We start from the raw sequence: 13,013 nt of genomic DNA, 5'->3' as shown, positions 1-13,013 counted from the left end.
CCGAATGCCGGGTCGCCCGCTCCGCTTTCATCACTTCTTCCGGAAAATTCCGTTCGGGACGCCTTGGAGCATGATGCCGAAAAGCGTGAGCGGTTTTCGGACGACGTCATGCTCTACCTGCTTGATTCTAGAGCGCCTCGAAGCACATAGCGACACCCATGCCGCCGCCGATGCACAGGGTAGCGAGTCCCTTGCGGGCGCCGCGGCGGTTCATTTCGAACAGCAGCGTATTGAGGACGCGGGCGCCGGAGGCGCCGATCGGGTGGCCGATCGCGATCGCGCCGCCATTGACGTTGACGATCGATGTATCCCAGCCGAGGTCCTTGTTGACGGCGCAGGCCTGAGCCGCAAACGCCTCATTGGCTTCGACGAGATCGAGGTCGTTGACGGACCAGCCGGCCTTTTCCAGTGCCTTGCGAGAGGCCGGGATCGGCCCTGTGCCCATGATCTGCGGGTCGACGCCGGCCGTTGCCCAGGAGACGATGCGGGCAAGCGGCTGGATACCCCGGCGCGAGGCTTCCGCCTCGGTCATCAGCACGGCGGCGGCGGCGCCGTCATTGAGGCCGGAAGCATTGCCGGCGGTGACAGAACCTTCCTTGTCGAAGGCCGGACGCAGCTTTGCCATGGCCTCCATCGTCGCGCCGTGACGAATATATTCGTCGGCATCAACGATGATATCGCCCTTGCGCGTCTGGATCGTGAAGGGGACGATTTCATCCTTGAAGCGGCCAGCCTTTTGCGCGGCTTCAGCCTTGTTCTGCGAAGAAACGGCAAACTGGTCCTGCTCCTCGCGCGAAAGCTGCCATTGGCGGGCGATATTTTCCGCCGTGATACCCATGTGATAGCCGTAGAAGGCGTCCGTCAAACCATCCTTGATCATGGTGTCGATCATCTTCATGTCGCCCATCTTGGTGCCGGAGCGAAGATTTGCGGCATGCGGCGCCATCGACATCGATTCCTGGCCGCCGGCGACGATGATCTTCGCGTCACCCGTTGCGATCTGCTGCAGGCCGAGTGCGACGGCGCGCAGGCCGGAGCCGCAAAGCTGGTTCACGCCCCAGGCGGTCGCTTCCTGCGGAATGCCGGCCTTCATCGCGGCCTGGCGGGCCGGGTTCTGGCCTTCGCCGGCCTGAAGCACCTGGCCGAGAATCACTTCGTCGACTTCCTTGGCATCAACGCCGGCGCGCTCCAGCGCCCCCTTGATCGCGGCAGCGCCGAGTTCATGCGCCGCAACGGTCGCAAAAGCACCATTGAACGAACCGACCGCAGTGCGGGCAGCGCTGGCGACGACGATGGATGAACTGCTCATGGAAGCCTCCTCACAGAATGAACACGTATATGAGGCGAAACTGTCAAAGCTTTGCTCCTGAGTCAAACAGCAAGAATTTTCATCGTGCAGATTTCACGAAGCTGTCACCGCCTTCAAAAAATCCAATCAAAGGAAAGGCCTTGCCGCATCGCACAAACCGATTGTCACCAAGCTTCTTTTGCGTCTACACTCCGAGGTGGAGGAATATTCCATACAATCAGACGGGGCCAGGAGACTGATAATGGCAAAGAATGAGGGCCAGATCGTAATCAAGAAGTATGCCAATCGCCGCCTATACAATACCGGCACCAGCACCTATGTGACGCTGGACGATCTGGCGGAGATGGTGAAGAAGGGCGAGGAATTCACCGTCCAGGACGCCAAGAGCGGCGAAGACATTACGCATTCGGTCCTGACGCAAATCATTTTCGAACAGGAATCGAAAACCGGCAACACACTACTGCCGATATCCTTCCTGAGACAGCTGATCGGCTATTACGGCGATCAGATGCAGATGGTCGTGCCGAGCTTCCTCGAGCACTCGATGCGCGCCTTTACCGAGCAGCAGACGCAGATGCGCGAGCAGATCAATCGCGCTTTCGGCGAAACGCCGCTCGGCAAGAACCTGAAGTTGCCCATGCAGATGGTCGAGGAACAGGTCCGCCGCAACACGGAAATGTTCCAGCAGGCCATGCAGATGTTCTCCCCCTTCATGCAGCCGCCGGCCAAGGAAAGCCGCAAGGCCGAGGCCAAGGACATCGACGAGCTCAAGGAACAGCTCCGCGCCATGCAGAACAAGCTGGATAGTTTGTGAGGTAGGGCCGGTGGAAAGCGACTTTGAATTTGCCGAGAGTATTCACCCCCTCTGGCACTGACGTGACAGAGGGGGTATCGGAGCCGCGATCTGCCAACAGGTGGCATTTCTTCCGGTCTCACACCCCCCATCCGGCACATCCCAACGAAAACAGAAAAAGGCCGGCGAACCGCCAGCCTTTTTTTATTCATGCCGTCAAGGCAGCGCTAGATTATGCGCTTTCCTTCGGCGTCAGAACCTGACGGCCGCGATACATGCCGGTCTTCAGGTCGATATGATGCGGACGACGCAGTTCGCCGGAGTTCTTGTCTTCGACATAGGTCGGAGCCTTCAGGGCGTCAGCAGAGCGGCGCATACCGCGCTTGGACGGGCTCGTTTTTCTCTTCGGTACAGCCATTCTCGTTACTCCATGTACGGACGAAACATATCCACGGCCAGCGAGGCGGCCGAAACAGACATGCATCAATTTCGGAAATTGGGCGGGCTTATACATGGCTTGCCGGGCTTTGACCAGTCCCTTCCAGCATTTTTTGCCCGCCGAACCAGATTCGCGGATATTCGAGACCGAATCAGTCCTCATCCTCCGGCACGGTCCAAGTTTCCCGCAATGCCGCTTCCTCCCATTTTTGCCAGGCGGGCAGCGCCTTCATGACCGCCATATAGTCCCGCGTATCCGCCGCAACCGCGATGTCATAGCGTTCCAGGCGGCTGACGACGGGAGCAAACATGGCATCCGCGCCGGAAAAGCTCCCAAACAGGAAAGGCCCGCCTGAAAAGGCTCGCGCCTCGCGCCAAATGGTCTCGATGCGTGCTACGTCCTTTATCACCCCATCGGGCAGATCGCGGCGGGCGATCGGGCGGCGCATGTTCATCGGGCAGGCGTTGCGCAGGGCACTGAAACCCGAAACCATCTCCATGCTGTAGGATCGCGCCAACGCACGCGCCTGACGGTCCCTCGGCAGAAGCCCGGCATCCGGGAAGAGCTCGGCTGCATATTCGATGATGGCGAAGGATTCCCATACCTTGAAGCCGCCGTGGACCAGCATCGGCACCTTACCCGTCGGCGACACCTCGCGGATGCGCGGATTGCCGCCTGGAAAATCGAAAGGTATCAGCACCTCTTCGAAAGGAATGCCGCAACCCTCCAGCGCAATCCACGGTCGCAACGACCAGGAAGAATAGTTCTTATTGCCGATATAGAGAGTGAGCTTGTCCATGATCGCACGTTTCCTTTTCAGCGCCGGAACCCGAAGGGAAAGAATTTTTTGAAATGATTTAAATCCGCCCTTACGTCATGGCCAAGAATGCCAGATGACAACAAGCCAATCGAACGACAAGTTCTGATCTCAGTCATAAAGGCATTTGATGTATGCGTCGGCGTTTCGCGCACGGCGCTGGATCAACGAGGCGAGCTGGCTGAGCCCTCTCCCGGGCTTGCTCGCGATCCGATCGATCGGATTGGGAAGTGAGACGGCAAGGAGCGCGGCCTGGCGCGCGGTCAGCTTGGAAGCCGGCACCTTGAAATGGTAGCGTGCCGCCGCCTCGATACCGTAGATGCCCGGGCCCCATTCGGCGATATTGAGATAGATCTCCATCATCCGGCGCTTCGACCAGACGGCCGAAGCTGAAACCGCGAGCGGCAGCTCCAGCGTCTTGCGCACAAAGGAGCGGCTGTTCCACAAGAACAGGTTCTTCACCGTCTGCATCGGGATCGTGCTGCCGCCGCGGGTGGATTTGCCGCTCAGCGTCTCCTCGACGAGAACCCGCATCTCGCCCCAATCGACGCCACCGTGAAAACAGAACTGCCCATCCTCCGAGACCATGACGGATTTGACCAGCACCGGCGCGATCCTATCCAGCGGAACCCAGCGACGCTCATATCCTTGAAAGGTTACGGCATCGCCTATCATCAGGGTGGAAACAGGGTGGATGAACGGCAGCACATAGACGACGATGAAGAAATAGGGCAGCAGCAAGAAGCCGATCAGGACGAGGACGATACGCTGCCAGAACGGACGGTCTCGGAAGCGAGCCAACACGGAGGAGCGTCGCGGCACCTCGGCTTCCTCCTCCTCATTGTCCGTCGATATGTCCAAATGCCTGACGTCCACGGTCGCTCCATCCCGGTACAGCCTTAGTGCATCCGGGAAACGCTCTGATGCTGACCCGTCATACCGTCTACACAAAGCGATGACCAGAGTGCGACGCAATTCCCCACCCGGCTGTTGACAATTCTCGTTGCCAGCAACCGCCTCTCATGCCAAACAGCGGCCATGGACAGCACCGATACTTCATTCGAACAGCGCCTCAGGGATAATGCCGGCAAGACCGAGGCACTGCTGACCCGGCTGCTGGCCGACACCAGCCTCAATGACGAGATCGTCCGCCCCGAGAGGCTGTTGAACGCGATGCGCCATGGCGTCCTGAACGGCGGCAAGCGGCTACGACCCTTCCTCGTCATGGAATCCGCAGCCCTTCTCGGCGGCAATGCAGAGGCGGCGCTCAGGGTCGGCGCGGCACTCGAATGCGTGCACTGCTATTCCCTCGTCCATGACGACCTGCCTGCCATGGACGACGACGACCTGCGCCGCGGCCAGCCGACGGTGCATATCGCCTTCGACTACGCCACGGCGATTCTCGCGGGCGACAGCCTGCTGACCTATGCCTTCGACATCATCGCAGCGCCTGAAACGGAGCTGCCGGCGGATCGGAAAATGGCCCTCGTGCTGGCGTTGTCGCGCGCGGCCGGCATTGGCGGCATGGCCGGCGGCCAAGCTCTTGACCTCGCCGCCGAGAAAGAAACGCCCGACGAGCGCGGCATCACCACGCTGCAGGCGATGAAGACGGGCGCGCTGATCCGCTTCGCCTGCGAGGCCGGCGCCATCATATCAGGCGCCTCGGCCGAGGACCGCAAACGCCTTCGGACCTTCGGCGAAAAGATCGGCCTTGCCTTCCAGCTCGCCGACGACCTTCTCGACCTTACAGCCGACGCCGCCACGATGGGCAAGGCAACCGGCAAGGATGCCGCACGCGGCAAGGGGACGCTGGTAGCTCTGCACGGCCGGGAATGGGCGGAAACGACATTGGCAAGGTTGGTCAGCGAAGCCGCCGACCTCCTGTCCGGCTACGGCGACAAGGCCGATGTTCTGACGGAAACCGCCCGGTTCGTCGCAAACCGCAAGAACTGAGCCCGAAGGCTTCCGCACGGTGTTGCCTGACGGCGGGCGACTGACCTTCAGGCAGGATAGCGATAGGCGTCTGCCATCCTCCCGGCTATGGTACCGGCCGCGGTCACCCATTCAGCTCTGGAATGTCACCATCACAAGAATCCATCGCTGCGCCGGGTGATTTCCACTGTGTTTTATGACACATTCCCATCCGGAACTGGCCTTTGGACGCGGAATTCTCCGCGCCGGCCGCCGCCCCCCGGGAATAGTCTCCATGCACGACACCCTCGCCTACCTGCCGCAGATCCTGCCGGCCTACATCGCCTACATCGTCGCCGTCGTCAGTCCAGGCCCGGCCATCATGGCTATCATCGGCACGTCGATGACCCATGGCCGCAAGGCCGGCATGACCCTGGCACTCGGCATCTTCGGGGGATCGCTGACCTGGGCGATTGCCGCAGCGGCTGGCCTTGCAACGCTGCTGCAGACCTATGCGATGGCGCTGGAGCTTTTGAAGATCTTCGGCGGCCTCTATCTGCTCTACCTCGCCTACAAGGCATTCCGCGCCGTCCGCACCAGCGGCGAACTGCCGACGGCCGCCGAGGGGCCGAAGACGCCAAGCTTCAAATCGCTGGTCCTGCGCGGCTACGGTATCCACGTCACCAACCCGAAAGCGATCTTCGCCTGGCTCGCCATTATTGCACTCGGCATGCCGCAGGGTGCGCCCGCGTCCGTGGCGGTGCTGATTGTCGCCGTCTGCTGCGCGACTGGCTTCCTGGCGTTCATGGGTTATGCGATCCTGTTTTCGACATCGCATGCGCTGAAGGTCTACCGCAATGCGCGCCGCTGGATCGAGGGCGCCATGGCCGGCTTCTATTGCTTCGCCGGCATCAAGCTGCTGACGAGCAATATGTGATCCTGCCCAATTAATTTAGAAAAAGCGCAAAGCGGTTTTCCACCCGGAATTGCATCAACACAAATGGATAGGTGAGCCCCTCAACCGTCCTCTCACAGTCCGCTTCGCTTGACTGTTCGAGTCCACCTTCTCCCCGCTTTGACGGGGCGAAGGGGCTTGACGAGATCGCTCCCTCGCCCCGTCAAAACGGGGAGAGGGCTGGGGTGAGGGGCATTTATTCACATGCGATAGCAGATCACTCCGCCGCGACGTTCTTCTGGCCGAAGCGCTTCTCGATGTAGTCAGTCACCAGCGCCTCGAAATCGGAAGCGATGTTCGGGCCGCGCAGCGTCATCGCTTTCTGGCCGTCGATGAAGACCGGGGCAGCTGGGGTCTCGCCCGTGCCCGGCAGCGAAATGCCGATATCGGCATGTTTGCTTTCGCCCGGACCATTGACGATGCAGCCCATGACGGCGACGTTCAGCGCCTCGACACCGGGATATTTCTCGCGCCAGACCGGCATGTTCTTGCGGATATCGTTCTGGATGTTCTGCGCGAGTTCCTGGAAGACCGTCGACGTCGTGCGGCCGCAGCCGGGACAAGCCGCGACGACGGGGATGAACTGGCGGAAGCCCATGACCTGCAGCAGCTCCTGCGCCACCTGCACTTCGCGGGTACGGTCACCATTCGGCTTAGGCGTCAGCGAGACGCGGATCGTATCGCCGATGCCGTGCTGCAGCACATAGCCCATGGCGGCAGAGGAAGCGACGATGCCTTTCGACCCCATGCCGGCCTCGGTGAGACCGAGATGCAGCGCGTGGTCGGAACGCTCCGACAGCATGGAATAGACGGCGATCAGGTCCTGCACCTGGCTGACCTTGGCCGACAGGATGATGCGGTTGCGCGGCAGGCCGATTTCCTCGGCAAGGTCGGCCGAGATCAGCGCCGACTGCACGATCGTCTCGCGCGTCACCTGGCGGGCCGAGAGCGGCGAGCCTTCGGCGGCATTCTTGTCCATCAGCGCGGTCAGGAGATCCTGGTCAAGCGAACCCCAGTTGACGCCGATGCGCACCGGCTTGTCATAGCGGATCGCCATCTCGATGATTTCGGCGAACTGCTTGTCCTTCTTGTCCTTGAACCCGACATTGCCGGGATTGATGCGGTATTTCGCCAGCGCTTCGGCGCAGGCCGGATGATCGGCGAGCAGCTTGTGGCCGATATAATGGAAATCGCCGATCAGCGGCACGTCCATGCCGAGACGCAGCAGCCGCTCGCGGATCTTCGGCACGGCGGCAGCACTTTCATCGCGATCGACGGTGATACGCACGAGCTCGGAGCCGGCCTTGTAGAGGGCGGCGACCTGCGCCACGGTCGAATCGACATCGGCCGTGTCGGTATTGGTCATGGACTGCACGACGACGGGGGCACCGCCGCCGACAATCACGCCGCCGACATCGACGGCAACGGAGGAACGGCGCGGTTTCGGATCGAAATCGGTGGCGGACGACATGGAAAGCTCTCGCAGGCCTCGAAAATGGGTGCCTTTCAGGTGGATCACCAAGCGGTCGTTGTCAACCGCTGCGGCAATCTCTTTTGATCGGACTGGCTTTAGCCGTTAGCGGGTAAAAGCGACGAAATTAATGCTTGCTTTCGCCGATGCCGTCAGCGTAGCGCGCCAAAGACGACAAGGCCAGTACGACGAGCAGCAGTACTGGCAGCGCCATCAGGACAGGCGAGAAGCCGACATGCTCGGCGGCAAAGCCGATGGCCGAAGGTGCCACCAGCATGCCGGAATAGCCGAGCGTGGTGACGACCGAAATGGCGATGCCCGGCTGTAGACCGGGAATGTTGCCGGCAGCCGAAAAGGCGATCGGCACCATGTTGGAAATGCCGATGCCGCAGAGCGCAAAGCCGAGAATGGCGATCTCCGCATTTGGCGCCAGTGCTGCGGTCAGCATGCCGACGATGGCGAAGACCGTGCAGACACGCAGTGTCCTGATGGCGCCCAGCCAGTCGCGCACGAAATCTCCGGCAAAGCGCATGGTCGCCATGGTGGCCGAGAAGGCGGCAAAGCCGAAGCCGGACAGCGCCACCGATGCCCCCTTTTCCTGGCTGAGATAAAGCGCGCTCCAATCGAGCACCGCGCCTTCCGGCACCATGCAGAACAGCGCCACCATGCCGAGCAGCCAGGGCAGCGGAATCATCGGCAACTTCGCCTTCGGCTTGGCCTCATCATGATGCGGCTGGTCGCTGAGGACCATCGGCCAGGCGACAACGAGGAAAAGAACCGCAATGACGGTCGAAGCCTCGGCATGACCAAGAACGCCCCAGCGTGAAATCAGCAGGCCACCGATCGCCGAGCCCAAAAGGCCGCCAAGGCTCCAGAAGGCATGGCATGAGGACATGATCGCGCGCCGCATGGACTTTTCGACCGAGACGGCGTTGGCGTTCATCGCCACATCCATCGCACCAATGAAGCCGCCGAAGAGAAAGAGTGCCACCGCCGCAGTCCAGACATTCGGCGCCAGCGTCAAGGCCAGAATCATCGGCAGCGTCAGCACGGCAAGAATCTTGACGACGATGTGCGAGCCGCGCATGGCGATCTGCGCGCCGGCCAGCGGCATCATGACGAGCGAACCGACGCCGAAGACGAGGATCATCAGGCCGAGCTCGAATTTCGAAAGCTGCAGCCGCTCGGCAAACTCCGGAATTTTCGGCGCCCAGCAGCCGACCATGAAGCCGTTCAGCAGGAACATCAACGAAACGGCCGCACGCGGTTTTGTGAAGAATCCGCTCCTTCGCGCCTCAAGACCCTCCAATCTCGTCATATCGTCCATAAAAATTCCCCCAAATCAGTGGCCGCAGTCTATTTAAATCGATTGAAATCGCAACGATCGAAAACAGCCGGAACGGTCACATTTCGTCTCCGTCTGTTAAAGCGGAGGCAAACACGCCACAACCCGAATAAATCATTCATATACGCACGCCATTGGCAAAATGTCCTATTGACGGCGAAAAAGTAGGCTCCTATCGGTTGAGGCCTGAAAGATTATTCAGTCGACCCCGAGTCGGGTCATCCTCTGGTGCATCCCCGTGAAAAACTCCATCGGCTATGGCATCCTGCTTACGGTGTTTGCCTACATGCTGTTCACCGCCCATGATTCGGCGGTGAAGCTGCTTGTTGCCTCCATCCCCGTCTGGCAGGTGTTGTTCATCCGAAGCTGCACCATCCTTGCCGGCTGCTTCGTCTTCGAAGGCCCGTCGCTGGTTCGCAAGGTGGCACGCTCGCCGATCATCAAGCCGATGATCGTGCGCAGCGTCATCATCCTGGTTGCCTGGATTTCCTATTATTCGGCCGCCTCCTACCTGCAGCTTGCCGAGGTGACGACGCTCTATTACGCAGCCCCGATCGTCGGCACCATCCTCGCGACCATCGTGCTGCGCGAAAAGGTAACATTTGCCCGCTGGATGGCGGTCGGCGTCGGCTTCTGCGGCGTGGTGATCGCCTCCAATCCGGTAGGGCTTTCGATCTCCTGGCCGGTCTATCTGGCGCTGCAGGCCGCCGTCCTTTGGGCATGCGGCATGGTGCTGTTGCGGAAAACCGCGCTGCACGAGAAGAGCCATATCCAGATGGCCGTCTCCAATATCATGTTCATCATCCTGACGGCGGGCATGGCGATCGCCCATTGGCAGACGCCAACGCTCTTTCAGATCGTCCTGCTGGCCTTGACCGGCGTCATCGCCGGCGCCGGCCAGCTCGCCCTCTTCGAAGGCATGCGCCAAGCCCCCGTCTCGGTGCTGGCGCCGTTCGAATATACCTCGCTCGTCTGGGCCTTTTTGCTCGGCTACATGATCTGGGGCGACATCCCCGGCGCCAACACCTTCATCGGCGCCATCCTGATCCTCAGCGCCGGGTTCATCATCATTATCAGCGAACGGATGAAGCGACGCACGGCGGCGGCTTGACGTGAGAGCGTGTCGTGATCGCCGTACTCGCCAGCATTGGTGCACGCATCAGGCAGCCCGAGCCGATGCGAACCGATCTGCGACGCGTGCCACGCGCTTGCCGTAAACGCGGGCAGTTTCGAGGTCGCCGATCGACATTTCGCTCGGGGCTGCGTCAGCATCGGACTGAGCCATTGGTGCGATGTATGATCCCATCCTGTTTGCATCGTCCCGCTTCGACGCCTTCACATTCGCTGGCTTCAGCCCCAGGCTGACCCACAGACCGCCGTGCTGTCCCGCCAGAAGCACGAAGTATTCGAGGGTATTGAGCTTGTCGCCGTTCAAACTGGCGCTATTGGTGAAGCCTCCGAAAACCTTGTCCTGCCATTTGTTGGTGAACCAGGCCTTGGAGGAAGTGTCCGCGAACTTCTTAAACTGCCAGCTTGGGCCGCCCATGTAGGTCGGCGATCCGAAGATGATGGCGTCGGCAGCGTCCAACGCTGCCCACCCGTCATCCGAGAGATTACCGTCAGCGTCTATGGCGTAAAGCGTACCGCCCGCACCTTCCGCAACGGCTTCCGCCATCCGCTGGGTGTGACCGTAGCCTGAATGATAGACGACGACTGTAGTTGCTGTGCGATTCGACATGGTGATTTTGGCCTCCTTCAGGCCGTTGCTTTGCGCTGTCCGGAAGCGACTTCGCTCCGTCCGGCGTGTTCCTTCAGATGAGTTGATGATTGAAGTTTGGATGGCGCCCGATGCTCGGCGACGGAGAGCGTTACCCAGCCGATTGCACGCTGGCTCTCATGTGTGCCCGCCTCTGCTTGCCGTGAAATGTTCAGGCGTAGCCGCTGATATCGGCTAGCATCAGCAGCAGTAGGAACAGCATTGGTGGCGGGAGCTCCCGATAATTCCGGATACGGACGATAGCCGCGATCGCGGTGAGCATGATGCAGGCGCCCAACGCGACCCCGATGTATCGGATGCCGGCTGTGACCAACAGCACTGAGGTTAAGAGCTCAAGGGCGGCCGTGACCCAGCACCACCAGAATGGAAATCCAAGTCGCACGAAGCCCGCGCGGATTTTCTGATGGCCAGTCGCGTTGACGATAGCACCAACGAGAAACGCCGCTGCGGGTAGCCAGACGAGGACGGTATCGAGCACCGTTGCGCCCGTGAAAATTTGAACTGGAAGATTCATGGATATTCTCTTCTCCGGCGATCCATATCGCGGCAAATTATTATAGCGATATCATATATTCTAGCATTGCTAGTTTGTCAATCGACGTTCTTTTTGATAGCCATGACGTCAGCGAAATCGCGCAAGTGAAGACAGAGGAACGACGTGGGCATCAGCGAACGCAAGACCCGGGAAAGGGATGAACGTGGACGCAGGATCGTTGTCGCTGCGAGGACAATTGCGGAACGAGACGGCTGGGCTTCGGTCACGATCCGACGCCTCGCCGACGAGATAGAATACAGCCAGCCGGTTCTTTATTCGCATTTCCAAAATCGCGACGAAATCGTCGGAGCCGTCGCTCTCGAGGGTTTCGGCGAATTGGCGACGATACTCCGTGCGGCCATTCGGCCATCCTCCACGCCAAGGGAGTCAGTCGAAGACGTCGCGACCGCCTATCTCGATTTCGCTTTCGCCCGACCTGCTATGTACGAGGCGATGTTTATCCTTCCAACCGGTCTCCGCTTCGCCAGGTCGGATACGCCGACACAGCTCCGTGAGGGCTTCGGAGCCATGGCGACGGTGATCGCGCCGTTCGCCCAGGATGGGGATACCGCGACTGAAACTTTCTGGGCGGCACTTCACGGATTGGCGGAGCTTGAGCGTCACGGCAGAATAAGACCCGCTTTCCGGTCTCAACGGATCACCCTCATCATGCAGATGGTATCGGGTCAGCTTAGTCAGCTCTAAGAGCGGATGTTGCAGGTGATGTGATCCCGCGAAAATGGCTTTGGGAAGGGGGATGAGCCAAAGGGCTTAAGCCCCCTGAATTTGCAGCATCGGGCCGGGAAAGCGGAAGTGCAGGCCGGCTCGCTCTCTTCGAAGGCATGCGCGAGGCACCCGTCTCAGTGCCGGCGTCATTCGAATGTACCTCGTTCGTCTGGGCCTTCTTGCTCGGCCACGTGCTTGAGGGCGGTTGATCATTGCTGCAATTACAAAAGTCTATAGTCTGCGGCGATACATATATGGGTTGCGATGCGGTCCCTTTTGCCGCGGCATCAGAGCAAAGCGTCAGCGATGGGGAATATTGCGGCCCTTTGAAAGTGACTGGAATAGGATACCGCATGATCCCTGGCCGCATCATCTTCCTGAATGGCACGTCCAGCGCAGGCAAATCGACCTTGGCGAAGGCGCTGAGAGAAGCGCTGCCGGAGTTTTGTTATTATGCCTCGGATCAACTGGCAGACGCAGGTTTTCGGGCAATGAAGCGTAGCTCGGCAGCCGACTTACCAAGCGAACGCAACAGGTTCTTCGATGGATTTCACCGCTCCATCGCCGCCTTCGCTGCCGCCGGCAACGATCTGATCGTGGAGCATATCGTCGAGGAACAGAGCTGGGCTGACCAGCTCAACGATCTGTTCGCGCGCCTGGACGTGTTCTGGGTCGGCGTATATGCGCCGGTCGAGGAGATCGAGCGCCGCGAAAGGGAACGTGGCAACCGCTACATCGGCGAGGCCCGTTACCATCTGAAAACGCACGATTATTGCCGATACGATCTCGAAGTCGACACCACCCGGCCGCTCGACGCATTGGTCGCGATCATAATCGAAGAATGGGAAAAGCGGCGCACAGCGGCGACCTAAGTCGGATCGATGCGCTTTCTGCAAGCGCAAACTGCCCGGCGAGCGAAGTTTCCAACCCGCGGC

Annotated in this window: 14 protein-coding genes and 1 pseudogene; 7 read left to right on the top strand and 8 right to left on the bottom strand. The window is 60.2% G+C overall.

Annotated elements, in window-relative coordinates; genetic code table 11:
* Positions 1–127 precede the first annotated feature (127 nt).
* On the bottom strand, positions 128–1,309 hold the full coding sequence (locus AC13Q5_RS11980; RefSeq protein WP_488501802.1) for an acetyl-CoA C-acetyltransferase: 1,182 nt from the start codon (positions 1,307–1,309) through the stop codon (positions 128–130).
* Positions 1,310–1,550: 241 nt separating this feature from the next.
* On the opposite strand from AC13Q5_RS11980, the gene phaR reads away from it, so the two are divergent.
* Positions 1,551–2,123, top strand: coding sequence for a polyhydroxyalkanoate synthesis repressor PhaR (gene phaR / locus AC13Q5_RS11975; RefSeq protein ID WP_488501801.1), 573 nt, complete (start codon positions 1,551–1,553; stop codon positions 2,121–2,123).
* A 211-nt stretch (positions 2,124–2,334) separates the two neighbouring features.
* Here phaR and rpmF read toward each other — a convergent pair whose 3' ends face one another.
* From rpmF to mtgA, 3 genes are all read right to left on the bottom strand, one after another.
* The gene (gene rpmF, locus AC13Q5_RS11970) at positions 2,335–2,520 is read right to left on the bottom strand and encodes a 50S ribosomal protein L32 (protein ID WP_003543812.1); all 186 of its coding nucleotides are present in this window, start codon (positions 2,518–2,520) and stop codon (positions 2,335–2,337) included.
* A 172-nt stretch (positions 2,521–2,692) separates the two neighbouring features.
* Entirely contained in the window at positions 2,693–3,340 is a 648-nt protein-coding gene (locus tag AC13Q5_RS11965) for a glutathione S-transferase family protein (protein WP_488501800.1), read from the bottom strand.
* 129 nt (positions 3,341–3,469) lie between these two features.
* Positions 3,470–4,219 (bottom strand): monofunctional biosynthetic peptidoglycan transglycosylase, encoded by a 750-nt coding sequence (gene mtgA, locus AC13Q5_RS11960; RefSeq protein WP_488502014.1) that lies wholly within the window; start codon positions 4,217–4,219, stop codon positions 3,470–3,472.
* Positions 4,220–4,396: 177 nt separating this feature from the next.
* Here mtgA and AC13Q5_RS11955 point away from each other — a divergent pair, with 177 nt between their 5' ends.
* Entirely contained in the window at positions 4,397–5,311 is a 915-nt protein-coding gene (locus AC13Q5_RS11955; RefSeq protein ID WP_457878320.1) for a polyprenyl synthetase family protein, read from the top strand.
* Positions 5,312–5,564: 253 nt separating this feature from the next.
* Complete coding sequence (locus AC13Q5_RS11950; protein WP_075853471.1) at positions 5,565–6,206, top strand: LysE family translocator; 642 nt, start codon at positions 5,565–5,567, stop codon at positions 6,204–6,206.
* A gap of 235 nt (positions 6,207–6,441) precedes the next feature.
* Here AC13Q5_RS11950 and ispG read toward each other — a convergent pair whose 3' ends face one another.
* Positions 6,442–7,695: a flavodoxin-dependent (E)-4-hydroxy-3-methylbut-2-enyl-diphosphate synthase gene (gene ispG, locus AC13Q5_RS11945; RefSeq protein WP_488501799.1), complete on the bottom strand. Its 1,254-nt coding sequence runs from the start codon at positions 7,693–7,695 to the stop codon at positions 6,442–6,444.
* A gap of 127 nt (positions 7,696–7,822) precedes the next feature.
* On the bottom strand, positions 7,823–9,022 hold the full coding sequence (locus tag AC13Q5_RS11940; protein WP_457878323.1) for an MFS transporter: 1,200 nt from the start codon (positions 9,020–9,022) through the stop codon (positions 7,823–7,825).
* 256 nt (positions 9,023–9,278) lie between these two features.
* Here AC13Q5_RS11940 and AC13Q5_RS11935 point away from each other — a divergent pair, with 256 nt between their 5' ends.
* Positions 9,279–10,151 carry a DMT family transporter gene (locus AC13Q5_RS11935; RefSeq protein WP_488501798.1) on the top strand — a complete coding sequence of 291 codons (873 nt, stop codon included), beginning with the start codon at positions 9,279–9,281 and terminating at the stop codon, positions 10,149–10,151.
* Between the two features lie 48 nt (positions 10,152–10,199).
* Here the strand turns inward: AC13Q5_RS11935 and AC13Q5_RS11930 are convergent, their stop codons facing one another.
* Both AC13Q5_RS11930 and AC13Q5_RS11925 read right to left on the bottom strand, forming a co-directional pair.
* A complete protein-coding gene (locus AC13Q5_RS11930; RefSeq protein WP_075853467.1) occupies positions 10,200–10,778 on the bottom strand; it encodes a flavodoxin family protein in 579 nt (192 codons plus the stop codon).
* Positions 10,779–10,968: 190 nt separating this feature from the next.
* Positions 10,969–11,331, bottom strand: coding sequence for a DoxX family protein (locus AC13Q5_RS11925; RefSeq protein ID WP_488501797.1), 363 nt, complete (start codon positions 11,329–11,331; stop codon positions 10,969–10,971).
* Between the two features lie 144 nt (positions 11,332–11,475).
* On the opposite strand from AC13Q5_RS11925, the gene AC13Q5_RS11920 reads away from it, so the two are divergent.
* From AC13Q5_RS11920 to AC13Q5_RS11910, 3 genes and pseudogenes are all read left to right on the top strand, one after another.
* Positions 11,476–12,057, top strand: coding sequence for a TetR/AcrR family transcriptional regulator (locus AC13Q5_RS11920; protein WP_488501796.1), 582 nt, complete (start codon positions 11,476–11,478; stop codon positions 12,055–12,057).
* A gap of 110 nt (positions 12,058–12,167) precedes the next feature.
* Positions 12,168–12,275, top strand: a pseudogene (locus tag AC13Q5_RS11915) (DMT family transporter); the annotation flags it as partial.
* Positions 12,276–12,431: 156 nt separating this feature from the next.
* The gene (locus AC13Q5_RS11910; RefSeq protein ID WP_488501795.1) at positions 12,432–12,950 is read left to right on the top strand and encodes a phosphotransferase-like protein; all 519 of its coding nucleotides are present in this window, start codon (positions 12,432–12,434) and stop codon (positions 12,948–12,950) included.
* Positions 12,951–13,013: the final 63 nt, after the last annotated feature.

The sequence above is a fragment of the Martinezella sp. CNPSo 3964 genome, from assembly GCF_057784375.1.
This window is presented reverse-complemented; position numbering and strand designations above follow the sequence as displayed.

Coding starts and splice junctions, on each gene's coding strand:
- AC13Q5_RS11980 (WP_488501802.1), bottom strand. CDS start 1,309: ATGAGCAGTTCATCCATCGTCGTCGCCAGCGCTGCCCGCACTGCGGTC.
- phaR (WP_488501801.1), top strand. CDS start 1,551: ATGGCAAAGAATGAGGGCCAGATCGTAATCAAGAAGTATGCCAATCGC.
- rpmF (WP_003543812.1), bottom strand. CDS start 2,520: ATGGCTGTACCGAAGAGAAAAACGAGCCCGTCCAAGCGCGGTATGCGC.
- AC13Q5_RS11965 (WP_488501800.1), bottom strand. CDS start 3,340: ATGGACAAGCTCACTCTCTATATCGGCAATAAGAACTATTCTTCCTGG.
- AC13Q5_RS11955 (WP_457878320.1), top strand. CDS start 4,397: ATGGACAGCACCGATACTTCATTCGAACAGCGCCTCAGGGATAATGCC.
- AC13Q5_RS11950 (WP_075853471.1), top strand. CDS start 5,565: ATGCACGACACCCTCGCCTACCTGCCGCAGATCCTGCCGGCCTACATC.
- ispG (WP_488501799.1), bottom strand. CDS start 7,695: ATGTCGTCCGCCACCGATTTCGATCCGAAACCGCGCCGTTCCTCCGTT.
- AC13Q5_RS11940 (WP_457878323.1), bottom strand. CDS start 9,022: ATGGACGATATGACGAGATTGGAGGGTCTTGAGGCGCGAAGGAGCGGA.
- AC13Q5_RS11930 (WP_075853467.1), bottom strand. CDS start 10,778: ATGTCGAATCGCACAGCAACTACAGTCGTCGTCTATCATTCAGGCTAC.
- AC13Q5_RS11925 (WP_488501797.1), bottom strand. CDS start 11,331: ATGAATCTTCCAGTTCAAATTTTCACGGGCGCAACGGTGCTCGATACC.
- AC13Q5_RS11910 (WP_488501795.1), top strand. CDS start 12,432: ATGATCCCTGGCCGCATCATCTTCCTGAATGGCACGTCCAGCGCAGGC.